The following is a 22,123-nucleotide window of genomic DNA, read 5'->3' as shown; positions in this document are numbered from 1 at the left end:
TTCGGGAGCGGGTGGGGATCACTCCGACGGCGTGAAGTGGCCCAGATGCTGGTGGGGGACCCTGTCGCGGTCGTAGGTGATCTCGGTGAAGCCATGGGCGGCGGGCTTGCCGTCATCGCCCAGATTCACGAATACGATCTTCTCGATCGTCAGGATGGACTCCCGGGTGAACATATTGCGCACCTCGGCACGCATGGTCAACGAGGTGCGGCCGAACGCCGTCGCCGTCAGCCCCATCTCGATCAGATCGCCCTGGCGGGCGGAGGAGACGAAGTTGATCTCCGACATGTACTTGGTGACGGCCCGCCCGTTGCCGAGCTGCACAATGGCGTAGATGGCCGCCTCCTCGTCGATCCAGCGCAGCAGGCTGCCGCCGAACAGGGTGCCGTTGGCATTGAGGTCTTCGGGGCGGACCCATTTGCGGGTGTGGAAGGTGATGTCGCCTTTGGTCATGCTTCGAAGCTACCGCCAAATGCGCGACGAAAGTCCGCAATGTCCGCAACAACACAGGGGCCCGTGGCCGGGCCAACACGGCGGCGGCGCCCACCCGAGGGGGGGGGACGCCGCCGCTCATGCCAGAGCGTGGTTCCGGCCGGAACACATCCGGCCGGAGTGTGGATCAGCCGTGCCGTCGCCTCCTGCGCGCCGCCACCAGCACACCCAGGCCCAGGATCATCAGCAGCGATGCCGCGATGCTCCCGGCCAGAACGTTGGCGCCGGTGGCGGCCAAACCGCCGTCGGCCCCGCCATTGGCATTGAGACCGGCGCCGGCGCCCCCGGCGGAACCGCCGGGTGTGGTGCCGCCCGGTGCGATGGTTCCCGGATCGGTTCCGGGGTCTGTTCCACCCGTGGTGGGCGGCGGTGTGGACGGGGACGGCTCCGTGACGGGAGGCTCGACGGCGGCGGCCGTGACGGTGACCGGTGTGGAAACGCTGGTGCTGCCCTGGATGGCCACCACCGTGTGCCCGCCGGCGGGCGTGCCGGCCGGGATGGTGCCGGTGAAGGTGGCACTGCCATCGCCGTCGGCCGCCACGGTGCCCAGCAGGACCGGGTCCGAGTGCAGCTCGATGCGGATCTCCTCATCGGGGGCAAACCCGGTCAGCGAGACCTCCACCGGCTTGCCGGCCTCAACGGCGCCCAAGGACAGCGCCAGCTGCGGCTCCAGCGGATCGACGACCTCGGGCAGGTCAAAGACCCAGCCCTGGGCGGCGAGGGCGGAAAGCTCCTCATCCAACGCCCGGCCGCCGATGTGTGCCGCCTCGCCGCCGCCATAGGTGGTGACGGTGGTGGGTGCATCCTTGGTGCCGTAGCCCCAGAAGGGCGTGTCCGAGGCCGCGCAGTTGGTGCCCGCCTTGAAGTGGATGGTGGCACCCGAGGCGATCTCCGTCTGGCGGAACTGCTCCAGCGAGTTGAACGGACGCTCCTGCGTGCCGGTGCCGGCCACGGGGGCCGTGCAATCGACGTACAGGTCCATCACCGGTGCCGGGGCCGCGGACAGCGTGCCGTAGAGGGAGGCATTGGCCAGGAAGGCCGGGGTGCGCGTCGCGACGACGGTGACCCGGAACTCCTGTGCCGTCACCGGTGCCGTGAAGGGCTGGATGCGCAGCACGCCGATGGTGCCGGCCTCCGCGACCTTGCTCCAGGTGCCGTTGACCTTGGCCTCCACCGTGAACTTCTCCACGTTCTGGCCGTGGTTCAGAACATCCTCGGAGAGGGCGATCCGGCTGACGGTCTTGGCGCTGCCCAGATCGAACTGGACGACGCCGCCATTGGCCAGCCCCTGCGCGGCGCCGGTGCGGAAGTTGCCGTCCGTGAGCAGCGGAGTGGATTCGCCGTCCACGGTGGCCGGCAGGCCCAGGGCGTAGTCCTCGGTGAAGGCCTTCTGCCGTTCCGCCGTGAACCCCTGCAGGGCCGCGACGGACGACGGCGCAAACCTGCCCGTCGTCGTCGGCGGCACGTTCAGCAGCAGGATCGCATTGCGCCCGGCGGACTCGTGGTACTTCGTGAGCATGGCCGTGGGGGACTTCGGCGAGTCGTTCGGGTGGGCAAACCAACCCTGGGTCAGCTTCATGTCGGCCTCGCCCGGCCACCAGTGCAGGCTGTTGGCCGCGCCGCTCTTGACGGCATTGACCAGCGAGTTCCGGGATCCGAGGTTGTCGTTCGAATCCGGGTTCAGGCCGTTGATCTTGCCGCCGTCGGTGGGCTGCCTGATGGGCAGCACGCCCCATTCGTTGGGCCGGGCCACGCCCTCCTCGTTGCCGATCCAGCGCACATCGTTGCCGCCCACGGCCACCAGGGCGTTGGGCTGCAGCTTGGCGATCATGTCGTAGAAGGCCGGATAGTCGTAGATTTCCTGCTTGGCCGTGTTGCCCTGGGCGCCGTCGAACCAGACCTCGTCAACCTGGCCGTACTGGGTCAGGATCTCGTACAGGGTGTTCAGGAAGAAGGAACCGTAGTCGGTGGCCTGGTAGTGGAACTGGGGCAGGTCCTTGCCGGCGCGGTCATCATTGGGAACCAGCGTGGGGATGGTGCGCAGGCTCTTGGCGCTGCCGTTGCCGAACACGCCGTCGACCTCCTGGTTGGAGTCGGCGGGGGACATGTACAGGCCCACCTTCATGCCGTATTTGTGCGCGGCGTCGGTGAACTCCTTCACCACATCGCCCTTGCCGTTCCGCCACGGGGAGGACTGCACGGTGTAGTCGGTGTAGCGGGAGGGGTAGGACATGAAGCCGTCGTGGTGTTTGACCGTCAGGACCGCGTAGCGGAAGCCGTTGTCGCGCAGGGTTTTGACCCAGCTGTCGGCGTCGAAATCGGTCGGGTTGAAGCGTGCCGGATCCTCGGTGCCGTGGCCCCATTCCTGGTCGTAGAAGGTGTTGATGCCGAAGTGCAGGAATGCCGTCTGGCGGGCCTCCTGCCATTGAAGCTGGGCTGGCGTGGGCCGCACCATGGAGGCCTTGGCGATGATGTTCTCCGTGCAGTCGCCGGTGCTGACTGAAATGTAGTTGGCCGGATCCACCAGCAGCGGCTCACAGGTTTCCGGTTCGGTGGGGACGATCTCCTGGTAGGCGAAGGCGGCGGGCTTGTACCCGTCCACCAGCATCGCGAAGCGGGTCTTGTCGAGCGAGCCCTTGAAGCCGCGGGAGGCCGCTGCACCCACCAGGTCGTTGCCAAAGCTGGCGGTCTGGGTGACCGATCCATTGCGCGTGGACAGGCCGGTGCCTTCCACGGGCGCCAGTTCCCTGCCGTCCAGGGCAGCGGCCAGGGTGGCCTTGCCGGTGGTGCCCGGAACATAGGCGATGGAGACGGTGTGGGCCGCGCCGGTGGCGGGGGCCGGGACGGAGGCCTTGTAGTCCACCCAGCTGCCGCTGGCATTGGTGCTGTAGCCGTACTCCAGCGAGGATCCATCCACCGTGTACCGGACGAAGAAGTTGCCGCCGACGGCGATCAGCGTGCCCTGGGCAGCCTGGCCGGTGGTGGGCGTGAACACCGCCTCGGCCACGAAACCCTTGTCCAGCACCGTCGTGCCGAGCGAAACATCGGTGGAGGTGAAGCCCAGGCCCTGGGTGCCGCCGGCCAGGGTGGCCTTGCCGCCCACGATCGCTTCGGTGCCGGCGCGGGTGCGCAGGGAGCCGAGCAGGACGTCGGTGCCGGTGGCCGCGTAGGCGCCCGCGGTGAAGGTTCCATCGTAGGAGACGTCCATCAGCGTGGTGGAGGCCGGGCGCGGCTGGAATTCAAAGTCCGACGGCGCGAAGGCCGCCGTGGCTGCCGCGAGGCGCACCTGGTGCAGGAGACCGGTGAAGCCGCGGTCCGCCGCCTGGCTGTTGACCTCCTGGCCAAAGCCGAAGGTGCTGCCCAAATTGGTGGCGTTCTTCGCCGGTGCCGGGCTGGCCACCACCGGGAGCGCGACGCCGTCGAGCCAGACGTTCAGTGCCACACCGGAGGCGGAGGGCAGGTAGTGGAAGGAGAGCGCGTGCTCCTTGCCCAGGGTGGGATAGTCCACCTCCTCCTTGTGGGAGGACCAGGTGGAGCCGGCCAGTGAATCGAAGCCGTAGCGCAGCTTGCCGCCCTGGGCGCGGATGTAGAAGTTGCCGCCGGCGGAGAACAGCGTGGACATGCTGTCCGAACCCAGGGGCGTGAACTTCACTTCACCCAGGAAGCCGCGGTCCGCTGTGTCGGTGCCCGTGCTCAGATCGGTGGGAACGTAGCGGATGCCCGCTGTGCCGCCGGCCAGTTGGACACCCTTGCCGGGCACCTGGGTTTCGTTGCCATTGACGCGGCGGAGGACGCCGTGCATGGATTCGCCCTCGGTGGTGGTGTAGGCCGTGGTGCCAACAAGGGAACCGTTGAACCCCACGTTCAAGGAGTCGGCCGGGGCTGCCTGGGCCGAGAGGGCCGGCGCCAGAAGGCTGGTGAAAAGGCTGGCTGCGGAAAGCAGTGCGAGTCCTCTCAAAGTCCGGCCGCCGGCTCGGCGCCTGCGGCGGATGGGCGGGTCCTGGTGTACACGGTGGCGTGCAGTGCGCGAATTCATGTGGCTCCATACCTGGAATCACGTAGTCCAGACTAGCTCAAAGTGAACAACGCTGTTCCATAGACATCTGATGTATAAGGCCACGCTAGCAAAGAATGTTACCGATAACTAGGGATATTTCGTGGGGTTGATAATTTAGTTGGTGGCCGCAACATCCGATGTTCTGAGCGGTGCTTGGAAGTCCTGGGAAGCCTGCACAGCCGCACCCTGGGCCGCCGCCGTCCCCGAGCGCCGGTACGGGGCTGGCTGCCTCCGCAGGCCGGCACAAGGCTTGGCGGTGGAGGAAGGAACTGAGATGGAATCGAATTCTTTTGACGGCATGGAAGCGGAGCTGCGGGAGGTTTCCGTGGCGCTGACGATCCCGCGGAGCCACGAATGCCTGGCGTGCTACGTCCATCGGATGCTGGAGTTCGGCTGCCATGGGACGCAGTGGATGCTGCGCTACCAGGAATTACGGGCACCGCGGGCAACGGCGCTGGAACGGCGGATGGCCCTGCTCGGCGGGTATTGCGACTGCGAACTCATGATGAATGTGTTCGATCCGAACCCCCGCTTCTTTGCCACGGACGACCATGGGGAGGTCATTGACCAGCCCATGCTGGCCTGCTTCGGCGTCCGCGTCGGTTCCACCCAACCGTGTTCGCTGTGGCTTGGCCTGCCCAGACCCTATGGGTACCCGCGGTGGTGGTAGTAGACGGGCAAGCGCCCTACAACGAACGGCGGCCCCCACCGATTGGTGGGAGCCGCCGTCGTGCATAGCGTTTCTACATACGGGGTGGAGCTAGCCGGCCAGGTGGTCCACCAGGGCCGGGGCGATGCCGATGTAGCTGCCCGGGGTCAGGGCCAGCAGGCGCTCCTGGGCCTCGGCCGACAGGCCCAGGCCGGAGACGAACTCCTGCATGCGGGCGGCGTCCACGCGCTGGCCGCGGGTGAGGTCCTTCAGGCGCTCGTAGGGGTTCTCCATGCCGGGGACGCCGGCAATGGCCTCGGCGCGCATCACCATCTGGATGGCCTCGCCGAGCACCTCCCAGTTGTGGTCCAGATCCTCGGCCAACACGGGCTCCGCGGTGTCCAGGCGGCCCAGACCGCCCAGGACGTTGTTGATGGCCAGCAGGGAGTGGCCGAAGGCCACGCCGATGTTGCGCTGGCTGGAGGAGTCCGTGAGGTCGCGCTGCCAGCGGCTGGTGACCAGAGTGGCGCCCAGGGTGTCCAGCAGGGCGGAGGAGATCTCCAGGTTGGCCTCGGCGTTCTCGAAGCGGATCGGGTTCACCTTGTGCGGCATGGTGGAGGAGCCCGTGGCGCCGGCCACCGGGATCTGCGCGAAGTAGCCGATGGAGATGTAGCTCCACACATCGGTGCAGAGGTTGTGCAGGATCCGGTTGAAGCGGGCCATGTCGGCGTAGAGCTCGGCCTGCCAGTCGTGGGATTCGATCTGCGTGGTCAGCGGGTTCCAGGACAGGCCCAGGCCCTCCACGAAGCTCTTGGCCACCTGCTGCCAATCGGCGGACGGCACAGACGCGTAGTGCGCGGCGTACGTGCCGGTGGCGCCGTTGATCTTGCCGAGGAACTCGGTCTTTTCGATGCGTGCCAGCTGGCGGCCCAGACGGTGCGCGGTGACGGCCAGTTCCTTGCCCAGGGTGGTGGGCGTGGCCGGCTGGCCGTGGGTGCGGGACAGCATCGGGATGTTGCGGTTTTCCTCGGCCATGGCGGCGATCTTGGCCACCAGGGTCTTGGCGGCGGGCAGCCAGACGTCTTCGACGGCGCCCTTGATGCCCACGGCGTAGGAGAGGTTGTTGATGTCCTCGCTGGTGCAGCCGAAGTGCACCAACGCGGTCAGCTCGTCCAGGCCGATGCCGGGCAGGCGGCGGCCGATGTAGTACTCCACGGCCTTGACGTCGTGCACTGTGACGCGCTCGATCTCGGCCAGTTCGGCCACGGCAGCGGCGTCGAACTCGGTGACGATGGAGCGCAGGGAGGCCTGCTGCTCGGCGGTCAGCGGGGAGGTGCCCGGCAGCACGTTGTTGCTGGTCAAGTGGATGAACCACTCGACCTCAACGGCCACGCGGTCGCGGTTGAGGGCGGCCTCTGAGAGGTAGTCGACCAGCGGTGCCACGGCACCAAAGTAGCGGCCGTCAAGCGGGCCCAGGGCAATGCGCTCGTCGGAGGCGGCCAGCGAAAGCCGTCCGGACGGGATGCGGGTGGTGGCAGATGCGGAATCAGACATGCCCCAATTCTTCCATGAACCCCGCTCCAGCCCTCCACAACGCGTTACGGGGTTCACGTCATGGACATGAACTCCGCGCCCGCTGCCACCGCCGGCCGGCGGCTTCTAGCGTGGAGGGACCCGTACGACGCCGGCGCACCGGGCGCCTGTGCGGACCAGTGAAGGAGGGCGGCCATGAACGATGCTGCACCAGATCCCGCGCCCCACTCCGCCGACATGGCGGCGCTCGCCGCCGGGCTTGTCCGGGCCGCCGACTCGGTGGATTCGCTGCTGCGCCGCCTGCACAACGCCGGGCAGCTGCAGTGGTCCGGGCGGGCATCGGCGGCATTCCGGGCGGCGCTGGACCAGCGGGAGGCGGAACTGCGGACAGCGTCCGGTGCCCTGGGGCATGCCGCCCACCTGCTGCAGGCCTATGCCAAGCGTCTGGAAATCGCCGAATGTGCCGCGTCGATGGGTGCCGTGCCGTGACCACCCCGGACCAGCTGTCCAGCGCCGCCTCGATCTCCGCCGAGCTGGAGGTGGTGGCCGTCGCCGGGGTGTCCATCGGCGTCATCGCCGGCGAGCTGGAGGAGGTTGAAGCGCAGGTGGAAGGCATCAGGTTCTCCATGGAGCAGGCGGTGCTGGGGATCCGCCCGCACCCCTTCCAGGAGATGGAGGCCGTGGCCCAGGCCAGGGATGGCTGCAGGATTGCCAGCCGCCAGGTACGCACCCTGGGGGAGGACGCGAGGGCGGCCGCGGAAAACTACGCGCAGACGGAACGCGGCAACGCCAGGCTCATGGAGCTGCAGCAGGCCCACAGCGCGTGGAGCCTGGGTATGCAGCTTCGATTGGCGGGATGTCTTGCTCCGCTGGTCGCCTGGGGACAGGCGGAGGCCTTTATGAAAAGCGTTCGCCGGGAAGGGCTCCGGAAGGCTGGCATGGGGGCTTTGGGTCATGCGCCCGGATACCTGTCGGCCTGGCTGGGGCCGGATATGGGGCTGGCTGCCCTGGTGGCCGGGTGGACGGGGGCGGCCAGGCCCGCCCATACGACCGGGGCCATGACCGTGGGTCTGCGCAGGCTGATGGAGGGAATGGGCCTCCTGACGCCCGGCGATCTCCGGGTCCGAAGGGTGCCCCCTGCCGAGTGGCGGCCAGCGCACCCGGACGGACCCTCCGGGCCGGCGGGACCCTCGACTGCCGGGCTGCGGATGGATGCCGAGGGCAGCTGGGCCGAGGGCTCCATGGCACCGACGGTCCACGCTGTGCTCGCCAGTTCCGCTGACGCGTACACCGTGGCGCCGCCGTCGTCGATCATCGTCAAGCAGGTGGACCGGGGCGATGGAGCCACCGTGTGGATCGTCAACCTGCCCGGAACCGAAGACTGGGGGCTCGACACCGGAAACCTGTGGGACGTCGAGGGTGATCTGGAAGCCATGACGGCGGCCCAGCGCGGGGAGTTCGCCCAGAAGTCAGTGCTGGTGCAGGAACTGGTCAAGGCGGCCCTCGCCGACGCCGGGGCGGCAGCGGGGGACGAGGTGCTCCTGACCGGCCACAGCGGCGGCGGCATCCACGCGGCCATGATGGCGGCGGACCCGGCCTTCGTGGCGGAGGTCAACGTCAAGATGATCGTGATTGCCGGCTCGCCCGGCGCCCAACGGCAGCTGCAGCCGGGCATCACGGCGGTGGATCTGGTGAATGTGCATGACATCGTGACGGGCCTGTCCGGCGCGGAGCCGGCGCAGACGGACAGCTGGATGACAGTCGTCTCGGAACCGCGGCCGGGGGCCGATCCCGCGAATCTGGGCGCGCTGGCCCTGCAGGCGCACCAGCTGGATGGCTATCTGGGGGATGCCGAGGCCTTCGACAACAGTGCCGACCCGGCCTATGCCGCCGCCAAGGAACGCTTGGCCGCACTGCTGGGAGCCGGCGCCGCCGCCGCCGGGGCAGCGGCCGCTGGCAGCGTGGCCTTCAAGCAGTCCATCTACCAAGGAACGGATGTGCCCAAGCCGCCGGCGCCCAAACCGCCGCCCAAACCCTTGACACCGCCGAGCCGCCGCGACTGGGGATCCGGCCGCTGACCGGTCCGTCTCAAGCTTCGCCGCCGTCGCTGTTGATGCCGGAAAGGGAGGCATTCCGGGTCAGCGGCGGTTGATGCCCGTCAGGGCGTTGGCGATCATGGAGAACAGGCTCATCAGCAGCGCTGCCCACACGGCTGTCCACCAGAACTCGTCGATGCTGAAGTGGACGGGTGTGTAGCTGGTCAGCCAGGACGTCATCCACAGCATGCCGGCATTGATCACCACCGTGAACAGGCCAAGGGTGAGGATGGTGACGGGCAGCGACAGCAGGCTCACGATCGGCTTGACCAGTGCATTGATGATGCCGAACACCAGCCCAACAAACACGAAGCCGAGGGCCGTGCCGAGGGTGCTGGTTCCCATTTCCAGTCCGCTGGTGCCGGAATCGATCATGTCGACACCCGGCAGAATCACCGTGACCAGCCACAGTGCCACGGCATTGATCAGAACGCGCGCAATGAAGTAACCCATGCCGCCATACTTCCACAGTGGCCGCCCGGACACGCCGGGGCAGGCGGGTCTACGCTGGGGGCATGAGCACCGGGAACTCATCGAACACTGCCCCCATCGGCCCCCGCCCCGTGGTCGCCGGTCTTCCCCACTATGCCGCCGGCAAGGCGCCGCTGCCCGTGCCGGGGCTCCAAAGCTACAAGCTCTCCTCCAATGAGAATCCGCTGCCGCCGCTGCCGGCCGTGCTTGAAGCCATCGCGGCGCAGACAGCGGTCAACAGATACCCGGACCCGCAGTCGGCGGTGCTGTGCCAGGCCGTGGCGGACCATCTGGGTGTGCCCTTTGCCGATGTGGTGGCCGGTGCCGGCAGCCTGGGTGCGCTGAACCAAATCCTGGCGGCCTTCGCCGGGCAGAACGAGGACGGCAGCCAGGACGAGGTGCTGTATGCCTGGCGCTCGTTCGAGGCGTACCCGATCAGCGTTGGCCTCAGCGGCGCCCGCAGCGTGCAGGTTCCCCTGCGGCCGGACGGAACCCACGACCTCGCAGCCATGGCGGCGGCGGTGACCCCGCGCACCAAGGTGGTGCTGCTCTGCACGCCCAACAACCCCACGGGGCCGGCCTTGGACGCCGCTCAGACCGAGGATTTCATTGCCGCCCTGCCTTCCGGCGTGCTCGTGGTGGTCGACGAGGCCTACCGGGAATTCGTCCGCTCCGACAGCGCCGTCGACGGGCTGGAGCTGTACCGCCGGCACCCGAACGTGGTGCTGCTGCGAACCTTTTCCAAGGCCCATGGGCTGGCGGGGCTGCGGGTGGGCTATTCGCTGTCGCGGCCGGGGGTGAGCGAACATCTGCGCGCGGCCGCCGTCCCGTTCGCCGTGTCCACGGTGGCGGCCCACGCGGCAGCCGCCTCGCTGGCCCACGTGGCCGAGGTTGTAGAAAGAGTACAAAGCCTGGTGGCCGAACGGACGAAGGTGGTTGCCGGTCTGGCCGGGCTGGGCTGGGACATCCCCGACGCCCAGGGCAACTTTGTCTGGCTGCCGCTGGGGGTGGACAGCGCCGGGTTTGCGGCACTGGCGGGGGAGCATGGACTCTCCGTGCGGGCCTTCGCTGGCGAGGGTGTCCGGGTCACGATTGGCGAGCCGGAGGCCAATGCACGCTTTCTGGCCCTCTGTGCGTCCTCTACAAAAGTGCCGCGGCGTTCCTAGCGGTTCACAGGCGGCCAATGCCGTCCGGGGCGGATAGAGTTGGAAATCGAAATCAGAAATATATGCATCGAATGGAATGTATTCCTTTGACGGCATATATCCCACCGAAGTGCTGTTGTGCAGATGCGGCAGACAAGGAGACGGTATGAGCGCTGCTGAACTACCCACCACCGAGTTCGACGAACCCGAGGAGGCGGTGCTCCCGGCACCCCTGGCGGAACCGTTTCCCACGAATGGGTTCGCGGCGCTGGCGTCCAGCGGCGTTGATGAGGGCGACATGGTCCAGCTCCTTGATGAGCAGGGCGTGCTGCAGCACGATCCGGCCTTCAGTCCGTACATCGAGGCCCTGGATGCCGACACCCTGCGGGGCTTCTACCGCGACATGGCCGTGGCCCGCCGCTTTGATTCCGAGGGAACCGCCCTGCAGCGCCAGGGCGAGCTGGCCCTGTGGGTTCCGCTGACCGGCCAGGAGGCCGCACAGGTGGGTTCCGGGCGGGCCAGCCGCGAGCACGACTACATCTTCCCCACCTACCGTGAGCACGCCGTCGCCCTCACCCGCGGCCTGGACCTTGCGGATCTGCTCCGCCTCTTCCGCGGAACCTCCAACGGTGGCTGGGACCCGCGCGATAAGAACTTCCACCTGTACACCCTGGTCCTCGCGGCCCAGACGCTGCACGCCGTGGGCTATGCCATGGGCATCCAGCGCGACATCAAGGCCGATCCCACCACCGAGCCTGCGGCCGCGATGGTCTACTTCGGCGACGGCGCCTCCTCCGAGGGCGATGTCCACGAGTCGATGGTCTTCGCCGCCTCCTACCAGGCGCCCGTCGTCTTCTTCTGCCAGAACAACTACTGGGCCATCTCCGTCCCCTTCGAGGTGCAGTCCCGCGTGCCCCTGGTGAACCGCGCCAGCGGCTACGGCTTCCCCGGCATCCGGGTGGACGGCAACGACGTCCTGGCCGTGCACGCCGTCACCGCCTGGGCGCTGGAGCACGCACGCTCCGGCAACGGCCCGGTGCTGATCGAGGCCTCCACCTACCGCCTGGGTGCCCACACCACCGCCGACGATCCCACCAAGTACCGCATGGCGGCCGAGGAGGAGCACTGGCGCGCCAAGGACCCGGTGGCCCGCTACGAGCGCTACCTGCGCGAGTCCGGCATGGCCGATGACGCGTTCTTCGCCCAGGTGGCCGACGAGGCGAATGAGCTGGCCACCTACGTGCGCAAGGCCGTTCTGTCCATGGAAAACCCGGACATCCGGGACAAGTTTGCCGACGTCTACGGCGCCCCCCACCCGCTGGTGGCGGAGGAGTTGGCGTGGTTTGAGCAGTACCAGGCGTCCTTCGTTGACGCCGAGAACGAGGGCGGTGCCGCATGAAGACCATGACCATTGCAAAGGCCATCAACGAGGGCCTGCGCGCCGCCTTGGCCAAGCACCCCAAGTCCTTCCTGATGGGCGAGGACATCGGATCCCTGGGCGGCGTGTACCGCGTCACCGAGGGTCTGAAGGCCGAGTTCGGCGCGGACCGCGTGATGGACACGCCGCTGGCGGAGTCCGGCATCATCGGCACGGCCATCGGCATGGCCCTGCGCGGCCACCAGCCCATCTGCGAGATCCAGTTCGACGGCTTCGTGTTCCCCGGCTTCAACCAGATCACCACGCAGCTGGCCAAGATCCGCACCCGCAGCAACGGCATGCTCAGCGCCCCCGTGGTGATCCGCATTCCGTACGGCGGCGGCATCGGCTCCATCGAGCACCACTCCGAATCCCCGGAGGCGCTCTTCGCCCACACCCCCGGGCTGCGCATCATCACGCCGTCGAACGCCCACGATGCCTACTGGATGATCCAGCAGGCCGTGGAATGCCCGGACCCGGTGATCGTCTTCGAGCCCAAGCGCCGCTACTGGCTCAAGGGCGAGGTGGACACCGAGTCCACGGAGCTTGACCCGTTCAAGGCGCAGGTGGTCCGCGAGGGCACCGACGCCACGGTGGTGGCCTACGGCCCGCTGGTGCCGGTGGCGCTGGCCGCCGCCAACGCCGCGGCCGAGGACGGCCACAGCGTGGAGGTCATCGACCTGCGCTCCATCTCGCCGATCGACTTCGACACCATCACGGCGTCGGTGGAGAAGACAGGCCGCCTGGTGGTGGCCCATGAGGCCCCGACCTTCGGCGGCATCGGCGGCGAGATCGCGGCACGCATCAGCGAACGCAGCTTCTACGCCCTGGAGGCCCCGGTGATCCGCGTGGGCGGGTTCCACATGCCGTACCCGGTGGCCCGCGTCGAGGAGCACTACCTGCCGGACATCGACCGCATTCTCGAGGCGCTGGACCGCGCCCTGGGCTACTAGGAGGCGCGCCATGACAGCACTGAACACCTTCAAACTGCCCGACGTCGGCGAGGGGCTCACCGAGGCCGAGATCGTTTCCTGGAAGGTCAAGCTGGGCGACATCGTTGCCATCAATGACGTCCTGGTCGAGATCGAAACCGCCAAGTCCATCGTGGAGCTGCCCTCGCCGTACGCCGGCATGGTGGCCCAGCTGCTGGTCGAAGAGGGCGAAACCGTCCCGGTGGGCACGCCCATCATCAGCATCGGGTCCGAGGAGCCGGCGCTGGCCAAGGCCGTGCCGCACCAGGGACTGCCCGACGGCGTCGTGCTGGAGGCGAAGCCCCTGGGCACCCAGACCCGCCCGACGGAGACCGAAACCGGTGCCAAGCCGCTGGTGGGCTCCGGTCCGAAGGCCGACGCCGTCCAGCGCCGGCCGCGCCGCGGTTCCGTTGCGCCCGCTGCCGCCCAGGTGGCAGCAGCGGCCCCCGCCGCGCCCGCCGTCGTCGTTCCCGTTCCGGCCTCGGCGCCCGCTTCGGCACCGGCCTCGGCAGAAGACGAGCTCCGCGCCCGCGTCCTCGCCAAGCCGCCGGTCCGCAAGGCCGCCAAGGATCTGGGCATCAACCTCTCCGACGTCTCGCCCACCGGGCAGCGCGGCGAGGTGACCAAGAAGGATCTGCTCAGCTACCAGGAGCAGCGCGCCAACGAGCAGGCCGCTGCGGGCACGTTCTGGCAGCCGGCCCCGGCCGGCTCCGCCTCGCAGGAGCAGCGGATCGAGCGGATCAAGGTCAAGGGTGTCCGCAAGGCCACGGCCAAGGCCATGGTGGACAGTGCCTTCTCGGCCCCGCATGTCTCGATCTTCGTGGACGTCGACGCGTCCCGCACCATGGAGTTTGTCCGCCGCCTGAAGACCAGCCGCGACTTCGAAGGCATCAAGGTTTCGCCGCTGCTGATCCTGGCCAAGGCTGTCATCTGGGCCGCGGCGCGCAACCCCTCCGTCAACGCCACGTGGACGGGCGATGAGATCATCGTCAAGCACTTCATGAACCTCGGCATTGCCGCGGCCACCCCGCGCGGGCTCATGGTGCCGAACATCAAGGACGCGCAGGATCTGTCCCTGAAGGAATTGGCCATCGCGCTGAACGATCTGGCCGTGCGCGCCCGCGCGGGCAAGACGCAGCCAGCGGAGATGCAGGGCGGCTCGCTGACCATCACCAACATCGGCGCCCTGGGCATCGATACGGGCACGCCGATCATCAACCCGGGCGAGGTGGCGATCGTCGCCTTCGGCACCATCAAGCAGAAGCCCTGGGTGCTGGACGGGGAGGTCATCCCGCGCTGGATCACCACCCTGGGCGGCTCGTTCGACCACCGCGTGGTGGATGGGGATCTGTCGGCCCGCTTCATGGCGGACGTTGCCGCGATCCTCGAGGAGCCGGCGCTCCTGCTCGAGTAGCCCTACCAACGAAAATCGCGCCTGTTCGTCATTTTCGCGCCGGGTCACCGGGCGCGAAAATGACGAACAGGCGCGATTTTTGCGGTTAAGCCTCGATTGCTGCTTTGAGGACGGGGGCGAGGCGCTTGACGCCTTCGCGGATGTTCTCGGCGGTGGCGGCGCTGAAGGCCAGGCGGAGCTTGTTGCTGGGGCCGTCGGCCGAGGTGAAGGCTGCGCCCGGGACGAACACCACGCCGGCGTCGATGCCCTGGTAGAGCAGCGGGTAGGTGTCCACGCCCTCGGGCAGGGTGAGCCAGACGAAGAAGCCGCCGGTGGGGGTGGTCCAGCTGACGCCGTCGGGCATGAACTCCGCCAGCGCATCCAGCATGGCCGTGCAGCGGCTCTGGTAGAGCTCGCGGTAGGTCTGGATCTGGCCCTGCCAGTCGTAGTCGCGCAGGTAGGCGCTGACCAGCATCTGGTTGAACGACGGCGGGCAAAGGGTCACGGCCTCGCTGGCCAGGTAGAAGCGCTGCTTCAGGTGCGCCGGGACAAGGGCCCAGCCGATCCGCAGGCCCGGGGCGAAGATCTTCGAGAAGGAGCCCAGGTACAGCACGTCCGCGGCATTGCCGGCGCGCAGCGGGGCGGCCATTTCGCCGTCGAACTTCAGCAGACCGTAGGGATTGTCCTCCAAGACCAAGATATTCGCCTCACGGCATATGTCCACGATCTCCTGGCGGCGCGACGGCGCCAGAGTGACGCCGGAGGGGTTGTTGAAGTTGGGGATCGTGTAGAGCAGTTTGATGGTCTTGCCGGCCGCCGTCAGCTCCGCGATCCGCTGGCGCAGCACGGCCGGGACCAGGCCGTCGCCGTCGACGGCCACGGGCTGCACATCCACCTGGTATGCCTCGAAGGTGTTCAGCGCGCCCACATAGGTGGGGTCTTCGATCAGGACCACATCGCCGGGGTTGCAAAAGACCTTGGCCGCAACATCCTGGGCTGACTGGGAGCCGGCCGTGACGACGACGTTCTCGGGGTCCGCGTCGGTGATGCCCTCGGCGGCCATCACCTCGCAGATCTGCCGGCGGAGTTCCAGTGTGCCCTGGCCGCCGCCGTACTGCAGCGCCTCGAGGCCATGCTCGGCAATGATGGCCGCGGCGGTCTGCCCCAGGCGTTCCAGCGGCAGGGACTGCAGGTAGGGGTTGCCGCCGGCCAGCGAGACCAGTCCGGGCTGCATGGAGATCTCAAAGACATCCCGGACGGCGGATTGCTTGATGTTGGCCGCACGTTGGGAGAACAAAGCCTCATGCGGGTGGGTGCGGGCCGTGGCGCGGGCCAGCGCGTCAACGGTCTCTTCGGAAAGCTGTTCGGCGGCGTCATTGGCGCGGGATGCACTGGTAGTCACCGGTTCAGGATAGCGCTCCTGTTGCTAAATAGGCATCAAAAGTTTTTGGAACCGTCCGCGCAGACGGGCTACTTCAGGCTCAGGGCCTCCTGGAGCGGCACTCCATTGACGGTGATGTCCACGGTTTCGGAGCCCGCGGCGGCCTGGGCCGTGAGGGTCAATTGCGCGATGATCCGGGGCGTGTCGCATTCGCCGCCCTGCACAAAGCCCCCGCTGAGCGCCACCAGCACAATGCCGCCGGAGCGGGTCACGGAATCCACCGCCAGATTCGACTGCCACAGCGTGTTGTCCAGCCCCGACTGCCCCAATTGCGCGGCGTGGTTGGCCAGCAGCGCCGTCATGGCGGCGGCCACCGGGTCGGTGAATGTCTGCGGGGCCGAGGTGGTGGCGACGGCGCTGTCTCCGCAGCCCACCATCGGCCCGGAGGCGCCGTTGTCCGCCATGGCGATGTAGTAGATGGTCAGCGGCGCCGTGGTGGAGGCCGGTGGCGACGACGGCGGTGTGGTGGCGCTGGGAGTGCCGGGCTCGGTGCCGGGGCTCGACGAGGTAGTAGTGGCGGCCGAGGTGCTGGAACTTGGCGTGGGGCCGGGTGGCGTGCCGGTGCATCCCGCCAGGGCCACAATCGCTGCTGCGGCGGCCGCCAGGACCAAGGTGCTGGTCTTTCCCATGGGATCCCTCCAAAGCCGCGGCCGCCGTCGAATGCAGCGGTATCTGCGGTGCATCGAGCCTAGGCCGGTGTGCCGACACGGGGGAGGGGTGGGTGGAAAATGCCGCCGAACTGCAACCGCGACACGGTTTGATGGCACGTCCCGTCGCAGGAAGGTGATCGATATGGCTGAGTAATACGCAGAAAGATTCACAAATCCCTTTGTGATGGGAAACACTCTGGATATCGTCGTGGGTGGGATATCCGACGTCCCACCCACTTTCGCTCCACCGTCCACTGACCAGTTCCACGCCCATCCCTGGGGGGATACATGAATCGTTGGTTCCTTACGACCGCAACGGCTGCAGCACTGCTCGCCCTTGCCACCTCCGCAATACCCGCACAGGCCGCCGTCTCCAGCGCCTTCCAGCCTGCAGCAGCGCCCGCTGCTGCCGCGCCGGCCGTTGCCGCCCCGGCCGCGCCCGCCGTGGCGGACCCCACGCCTCCCGGGCCCGGGGAGATCAACACCATGCGCAAGGTGGACATTGCCACCAGCCAGGACGGCGAGTACCGCCAGTACCGCCAGTACCGCATTCCCGGCATGATCGTCACGAACGATGGCACCATCATCACCACCTACGATGGCCGCAAGACGGTGGCGGACCTGCCCTCGAACATCGACAACATTGTGCGCATCTCCAAGGACGGCGGCGCCACCTGGCGCGACCAGGTGGTGGCCCGGGCGGGCGCCTACCCCCGCGCCTACGGCGACCCGGCGATGGGCTACAACCCAGAGACCAACCGTGTGTTCCGCTTCTACTCCGGCTCCGTGACCACCGGCTTCTTTGCCGGAGCCGTGGGGACCAGCGCCACCGACCCCGCCGTCGTGCAGAACCTGATGAGCTACTCCGATGACAACGGTGAGACCTGGACCGACGTCAACATCACCGAGGGCACCAAGAACCCGGCCTGGGCCGGAACCTTCGTCTCCTCCGGCATGACAACCTTCATCTCCACCGGCCCCTACAAGGGCCGCATGGTGGCCCAGTACGTGCTCCGCGTGGGTGGCCAGAACGGCCTCGCCAGCGCCTGGACCGACGACAATGGCGCCACCTGGCACTACGGCGATGCCACGGCCCTTGGCTTTGCCGATGAGAACAAGACTGCCGCCACCTCCGATGGAAACCTGCTGCTGAACCTGCGCGCCGGTGGACTGCGCAAGCGCGCCATCTCCACCGATGGCGGCCAGAGCTACGGCCCCATCACCTCGGACCCGGCCCTCGTGGACCCTGCCGACAACGGTTCCATCACCCGCGTCTACCCCAAGCTGCCGGCGTCGGACCCGAAGTCGAAGTGGATGATCTCCACCAACAACAACGATTCCCAGATCCGCATGAACACCACCATCCGCCTCTCCTGCGACGACGGCCAGACCTGGCCCATCGCCAAGGTGCTTGAAACGGGTGCGTCGGCCTATTCCACGGCGGACATGCTCAATGCGGACACCGTGGCAGTGCTCTATGAGCGCAAGGGCTACGCCAACATCACCTTCGCCTCCTTCCCGCTCAGCGAGCTGGACGGCCAGTGCGCACCGCTGTCCATTCCGGGTTCCACCACCCTGAACACCGGCGCCACCACCAACGTTCCGGTGACCATCACCAACCAGAACACCACGGCGCTGCCCGCCGGCCAGCTGGCCATTGATGGCGGTTCCTACATCGCCGGCACCGCCGCGACCCCTGTCATCGCCCCCGGCGCCAGCGCCGTCGTGCCAGTCCCCGTGGCCGTGACGAAGGACCAGGCAGCCCAGACCGTTCCCCTGAAGGCGACATATACGGCCGCCGGCAAGAGTTCGGCCACGGTGCAGAACGCCACGACGGCTGTCGGCACGGGTGCTCCGGTGTCCGTGTACTCGAACGGCACCACCCAGACCTTCACCGGCACCACGCTGGCGGACATCACCGCGCAGCTGCCGGCCGTGAAGTCCCTGGCCAGCGGCAGCGTCTCCATCACCTTCAACACCACGGCCGTGGCCAATGCCAAGCCGCAGGTGCTCTTCGGCGCCGCCCAGGGCAGCGTGGATGACCACGATCTGCTGATGACCATCAACAACGGTGGCAGGCCGTACTTTGAGATCCGGCCCTCGCGTGCCACCGGCTACCTGGCCAACCAGAGCCCGGCGTCGACCCTGAATGTCGCCGACGGGAGCGACCACACCATGGTGCTGACCGCCGCGGGCGGGAAGACCACCTTCTCCGTGGACGGAACCCAGATCTACACCAAGAACGGCGAGTACTTCTTCGCCTCGCTGCCCAATCTGGACACGCTGACCATGGGTGGCGTGCGTTTCAAGACCAGCGCCGACGCCGGCCCCACGGAGCAGTGGAAGTTCAACGGCACCATCAAGAACGTCAGCATCACCGCCCCGGCCACCGGCCCGGCAGTCCTGACGCCCGCGCCGTCGTTGAAGATCGAACCGATCCTGGACGTCTACAACTACACCTCCCCGCCGGGGCTGGGCATCAATGACAAGGGCTCCTACATGGTGCGCCTGACCAACACCGGCAACGTGCCGCTCACCGGCCTGGCCGCCACGTCCAGCATCGAGCTGGGCAGCTGCGTCACGGGAACGCTGGCTCCGGGCGCCAATCTGCTGTGCCGGGCCGTGAAGCACACCTTCACCCAGGCCGACGTCGATGCCCGCGGCTACACCCCCACCGTCACGGTGACGGCCACGGCCGCCGGTGCGCCCTTCACGGCCACCGCGAATGGCGACACGGTGGTGCTGCCGGAGCCGTTCACGCTTCCGGCCGCTCCGGCAGGCCTGGCCGCCGCCCCCGGCGGCTGCGCCCCGACGCCGGTCCGCCCGGTGTCCGCCGTCGCCAACACCGAGGAATCCACGGCCACCAACGGCAAGGAGAACACTCCGGCCAGCTTTGCCGTCGATGGCAACAACGCCACCTTCTGGTCATCCGGCTGGGGTGTGGGAACCGGCGAGTTCCCGAACTGGATCACCGCGGACCTCGGCACCAGCAAAACCCTCTGCGGGCTCACCTATGTGGCGCGGCAGAACAATTCCAACGGCAACATCGGCGACTACCGCATCTACGTATCCGACGATGCGTCCTCCTTTGGTACGCCCGTCGCCGGCGGTCGCTTCACCACCGGCAACGCTGCACAGAGCGTGCACTTTGCCGCCCCCGCCACGGGCCGCTACGTCAAGCTGGTGTCCTACAGCGACATTGGCGCTGCCAAGACGGAGACCACCACCGTGGCTGAACTGTCCCTGAAGGCCGTCGACCCCAACTATGTGGCCCCCACAGGGCTGCCGGCACTGCTGCCGAAGCCGAACTCCGTCACGGCTGGTACGGGTCCTAGCTTTGGCCTGAGTGCAAACACTCCACTGGTCACCGACGAGGCAGCCGCCGCCCAGGGCCGCTACCTGGCCGATCTGTTCAAGCCCGCCACCGGTTTCACGCTGACCCCTGTCCGCAGCGCCCCGGCCACCTACCCGGCCATCACGCTCTCCGCAGCCGGCCCGGCGGACCTCGGCGAGCAGGGCTACACGCTCAGCGTCAAGGGCAGCGGCGTCGTCATCACCGGCCACACAGCCGAGGGTGTCTTCAATGGCATCCAGACCCTGCGCCAGCTGCTGCCGGCCCAGATCAACGCTCGCACCGTTCAGGCCGGCGCCTGGACCGTGGCTCCGGTGGAGATTGCCGACAAGCCGCGCTTCAGCTACCGCGGTGCCATGCTCGATGTGGGCCGCCGCTACTATCCGATGGCCGACGTCAAGCAGTTCCTGGACTACATGGCCGAGTACAAGCTCAACGCCTTCCACTTCCACCTCACCGAGGACCAGGGCTGGCGTCTGGCGATTGACGCGTACCCGGCGCTGACCCAGGTGGGTGCCTCGGTGCAGAGCGGCATTCCCGCCGGCACCGTGGACAACGGCGCGGCCGGACCGTGGTTCTACACCAAGGCCCAGTACAAGGAGCTGGTGGACTACGCCGCCGCACGCTTCATCGAGGTCATTCCGGAGATCGACGGACCCGGCCATGCCGGTGCCGCGATGGCCGCCGTGCCCAATCTGAACTGCAACGACCAGGCCTTGGTGCCGTGGACGGCCTTTGGCCGGGGACCGAACTTCTGCCTGTCCGACCCCACCCACCGCAACAACGTCAAGGCCTTCCTGACCACTGTGTTCGCCGATGTGGCGGGCCAGACCACCACGAGCAACTACATCCACGTGGGCGGTGACGAGTCTGCCGGCATCACGGCGCCGCAGTTCACGGACTACACCCAGTTCGTCAACGACGCCGTCACGGCCACGGGCAAGAAGGTCATGGCCTGGAACTCCTGGACGGACGGCGTGGGCCTGCCGGCCGGCGGCGTGCTGCAGAACTACGCCCAGGCATCCGGCGATCCGACGCTGGTGGGCAATGTTGCATCGGCGCTGGCCAATGGAAACCAGCTGATCATGTCCCCGGCCGACCGCACGTACCTCGACATGAAGTACGACGCCACGACCGCCTACGGCCTGACCTGGATCAATGGACGCTACATCGACCTGGCCCGCGCCTACCAGTGGGAGCCGACGACGGCAGTTCCGGCCGTCAGCGGCGGCGGCAAGATGGCCGTGGCCGAGGAGCAGATCCTCGGTGTGGAGGCGGCCCTGTGGGCCGACGCCACCAACCAGAACGGCACGTTGACGCCGTGGGCTGCCGACAAGCCGTTCGACCCGGTCTCCAAGTACATGGACCACATGCTGTTCCCGCGTCTGCCCGCCGTGGCGGAGATCGCCTGGAGTGCCAAGGCCGACAGGGCCAACGATCCGGCCCAGTTTGACGACTTCCAGGCCCGGCTGGTGAACCACGCCCAGGGCTGGGACGCCGAGGGCATTGGCTACTACCGTGCGGCGGGTGTGCCGTGGAAGGCCGTGGGTGCTCCGGCGCTGCCGGCCGCAGCGTCCGTGACGTTGTCCGATCTGGCCTCCAGCATCACGTTCGACGGCGGCGGCAACCCGGTCTTCACCGTGACGGGCACCGTGGCAGGCTCCGGCGCCCAGCTGGTGGCCACGGTCAATGGAACGGCGCACCCGCTCACGGCCTCCGGACCGTTCAGCTTCTCCGCCCCCGCCGTCGCCGGTGGCAACTCGGCCACCGTCTCCGGTGTGGATTCAAGCGGTGCCCAGGCGCTGCTGTCCCCGGCCGCGGACTCCCGGCTGGGTTCCCTGGCCGCAACCGCGGGTGTGGGGAAGTGGACGGTGTCCGGCTCGGGCCTGAAGCCCAATGAGGACGTGGCGCTGACCCTGCACTCGGACCCCATTGCGCTGGGAACCGTGCGTACTGACGCAAATGGCGCCTTCAGCACCACCGTGGCCATCCCGGCCGCGGCGCCTGCCGGCAGCCACCACATCCGCGCCGTGGGTGCCGGGGGAGTGGCCGTCACCGCGGTGACGGTTGCGGAACCGGAGGTTGAGCCGACGGATCCGGGTGTGACGCCGACGCCCACCGACCCGGGTACGACCCCGCCCACGGACCCGGGAACGACGACGCCGCCCACCGATCCGGGTTCCAACCCTGGCAACGATCCGGGAACCCTCCCGGTTCAGGGCGGTTCCAACGGCGGCAACGGCAACGGCAACGGCAACGGTCTTGGCTCCGGCCAGGGTGGCTCGGCCGACGGCGGCCCCGGCGATGGGCTGGCGTCCACCGGCGCACCGGCGGCCCTGCTGACAGGGCTGGGCGTCCTGGTGCTGATGGTCGGTGCATGCCTGGCGCTGGTCCGCTCCCGCCGCAGCAGCCGGCACAGCTAGACCCGACGGCCTTCTCCCGGAGCCTGCGGCACG

Annotated in this window: 14 protein-coding genes; 8 read left to right on the top strand and 6 right to left on the bottom strand. The window is 68.0% G+C overall.

Features of this window, described 5'->3' with window-relative positions; all coding sequences use genetic code 11:
* Positions 1 to 18 precede the first annotated feature (18 nt).
* The gene (locus tag K254_RS0116405) at positions 19 to 453 is read right to left on the bottom strand and encodes an acyl-CoA thioesterase (RefSeq protein ID WP_081710199.1); all 435 of its coding nucleotides are present in this window, start codon (positions 451 to 453) and stop codon (positions 19 to 21) included.
* Between the two features lie 166 nt (positions 454 to 619).
* The gene (locus K254_RS23695; protein ID WP_051389305.1) at positions 620 to 4,528 is read right to left on the bottom strand and encodes an alpha-L-fucosidase; all 3,909 of its coding nucleotides are present in this window, start codon (positions 4,526 to 4,528) and stop codon (positions 620 to 622) included.
* 295 nt (positions 4,529 to 4,823) lie between these two features.
* Between K254_RS23695 and K254_RS0116395 the strand changes: the two genes are divergently transcribed.
* Positions 4,824 to 5,219 carry a DUF2695 domain-containing protein gene (locus tag K254_RS0116395; protein ID WP_026556287.1) on the top strand — a complete coding sequence of 132 codons (396 nt, stop codon included), beginning with the start codon at positions 4,824 to 4,826 and terminating at the stop codon, positions 5,217 to 5,219.
* Positions 5,220 to 5,309: 90 nt separating this feature from the next.
* Here K254_RS0116395 and purB read toward each other — a convergent pair whose 3' ends face one another.
* Entirely contained in the window at positions 5,310 to 6,752 is a 1,443-nt protein-coding gene (gene purB / locus K254_RS0116390; RefSeq protein ID WP_035750268.1) for an adenylosuccinate lyase, read from the bottom strand.
* Positions 6,753 to 6,926: 174 nt separating this feature from the next.
* Here purB and K254_RS0116385 point away from each other — a divergent pair, with 174 nt between their 5' ends.
* Together K254_RS0116385 and K254_RS0116380 are read left to right on the top strand one after the other, a co-directional pair.
* Positions 6,927 to 7,220: a putative T7SS-secreted protein gene (locus K254_RS0116385; RefSeq protein WP_026556285.1), complete on the top strand. Its 294-nt coding sequence runs from the start codon at positions 6,927 to 6,929 to the stop codon at positions 7,218 to 7,220.
* A complete protein-coding gene (locus K254_RS0116380; RefSeq protein WP_155848605.1) occupies positions 7,217 to 8,809 on the top strand; it encodes a hypothetical protein in 1,593 nt (530 codons plus the stop codon). Before K254_RS0116385 ends, K254_RS0116380 begins: the two co-directional genes overlap by 4 nt.
* A gap of 60 nt (positions 8,810 to 8,869) precedes the next feature.
* Here the strand turns inward: K254_RS0116380 and K254_RS0116375 are convergent, their stop codons facing one another.
* Positions 8,870 to 9,280 (bottom strand): phage holin family protein, encoded by a 411-nt coding sequence (locus tag K254_RS0116375; RefSeq protein ID WP_026556283.1) that lies wholly within the window; start codon positions 9,278 to 9,280, stop codon positions 8,870 to 8,872.
* Positions 9,281 to 9,342: 62 nt separating this feature from the next.
* Here K254_RS0116375 and K254_RS0116370 point away from each other — a divergent pair, with 62 nt between their 5' ends.
* From K254_RS0116370 to K254_RS0116355, 4 genes are all read left to right on the top strand, one after another.
* Positions 9,343 to 10,464: a histidinol-phosphate transaminase gene (locus K254_RS0116370; RefSeq protein ID WP_081710198.1), complete on the top strand. Its 1,122-nt coding sequence runs from the start codon at positions 9,343 to 9,345 to the stop codon at positions 10,462 to 10,464.
* Between the two features lie 145 nt (positions 10,465 to 10,609).
* Positions 10,610 to 11,842, top strand: a complete 1,233-nt coding sequence (gene pdhA, locus K254_RS0116365) for a pyruvate dehydrogenase (acetyl-transferring) E1 component subunit alpha (protein WP_026556281.1) — start codon at positions 10,610 to 10,612, stop codon at positions 11,840 to 11,842.
* Entirely contained in the window at positions 11,839 to 12,813 is a 975-nt protein-coding gene (locus tag K254_RS0116360) for an alpha-ketoacid dehydrogenase subunit beta (RefSeq protein WP_026556280.1), read from the top strand. Before pdhA ends, K254_RS0116360 begins: the two co-directional genes overlap by 4 nt.
* A gap of 10 nt (positions 12,814 to 12,823) precedes the next feature.
* A complete protein-coding gene (locus K254_RS0116355) occupies positions 12,824 to 14,245 on the top strand; it encodes a dihydrolipoamide acetyltransferase family protein (protein ID WP_026556279.1) in 1,422 nt (473 codons plus the stop codon).
* 85 nt (positions 14,246 to 14,330) lie between these two features.
* On the opposite strand, the gene K254_RS0116350 is transcribed toward K254_RS0116355, so the two are convergent.
* Both K254_RS0116350 and K254_RS25460 read right to left on the bottom strand, forming a co-directional pair.
* A complete protein-coding gene (locus K254_RS0116350; protein WP_026556278.1) occupies positions 14,331 to 15,626 on the bottom strand; it encodes an aminotransferase-like domain-containing protein in 1,296 nt (431 codons plus the stop codon).
* Between the two features lie 68 nt (positions 15,627 to 15,694).
* On the bottom strand, positions 15,695 to 16,294 hold the full coding sequence (locus K254_RS25460) for a GerMN domain-containing protein (protein ID WP_081710197.1): 600 nt from the start codon (positions 16,292 to 16,294) through the stop codon (positions 15,695 to 15,697).
* A 309-nt stretch (positions 16,295 to 16,603) separates the two neighbouring features.
* On the opposite strand from K254_RS25460, the gene K254_RS24935 reads away from it, so the two are divergent.
* Positions 16,604 to 22,090: a family 20 glycosylhydrolase gene (locus K254_RS24935; protein ID WP_051389304.1), complete on the top strand. Its 5,487-nt coding sequence runs from the start codon at positions 16,604 to 16,606 to the stop codon at positions 22,088 to 22,090.
* Positions 22,091 to 22,123 lie beyond the last annotated feature (33 nt).

Origin of the sequence: Arthrobacter sp. 35W (genome assembly GCF_000482545.1) — a bacterium.
Taxonomy (GTDB): domain Bacteria; phylum Actinomycetota; class Actinomycetes; order Actinomycetales; family Micrococcaceae; genus Specibacter.
Note: the sequence above shows the minus strand (reverse complement) of the source record. Positions and strands in the feature narration are given on the sequence as shown.

Coding starts and splice junctions, on each gene's coding strand:
- K254_RS0116405 (WP_081710199.1), bottom strand. CDS start 453: ATGACCAAAGGCGACATCACCTTCCACACCCGCAAATGGGTCCGCCCC.
- K254_RS23695 (WP_051389305.1), bottom strand. CDS start 4,528: ATGAATTCGCGCACTGCACGCCACCGTGTACACCAGGACCCGCCCATC.
- K254_RS0116395 (WP_026556287.1), top strand. CDS start 4,824: ATGGAATCGAATTCTTTTGACGGCATGGAAGCGGAGCTGCGGGAGGTT.
- purB (WP_035750268.1), bottom strand. CDS start 6,752: ATGTCTGATTCCGCATCTGCCACCACCCGCATCCCGTCCGGACGGCTT.
- K254_RS0116385 (WP_026556285.1), top strand. CDS start 6,927: ATGAACGATGCTGCACCAGATCCCGCGCCCCACTCCGCCGACATGGCG.
- K254_RS0116375 (WP_026556283.1), bottom strand. CDS start 9,280: ATGGGTTACTTCATTGCGCGCGTTCTGATCAATGCCGTGGCACTGTGG.
- K254_RS0116370 (WP_081710198.1), top strand. CDS start 9,343: ATGAGCACCGGGAACTCATCGAACACTGCCCCCATCGGCCCCCGCCCC.
- pdhA (WP_026556281.1), top strand. CDS start 10,610: ATGAGCGCTGCTGAACTACCCACCACCGAGTTCGACGAACCCGAGGAG.
- K254_RS0116360 (WP_026556280.1), top strand. CDS start 11,839: ATGAAGACCATGACCATTGCAAAGGCCATCAACGAGGGCCTGCGCGCC.
- K254_RS0116355 (WP_026556279.1), top strand. CDS start 12,824: ATGACAGCACTGAACACCTTCAAACTGCCCGACGTCGGCGAGGGGCTC.
- K254_RS25460 (WP_081710197.1), bottom strand. CDS start 16,294: ATGGGAAAGACCAGCACCTTGGTCCTGGCGGCCGCCGCAGCAGCGATT.
- K254_RS24935 (WP_051389304.1), top strand. CDS start 16,604: ATGAATCGTTGGTTCCTTACGACCGCAACGGCTGCAGCACTGCTCGCC.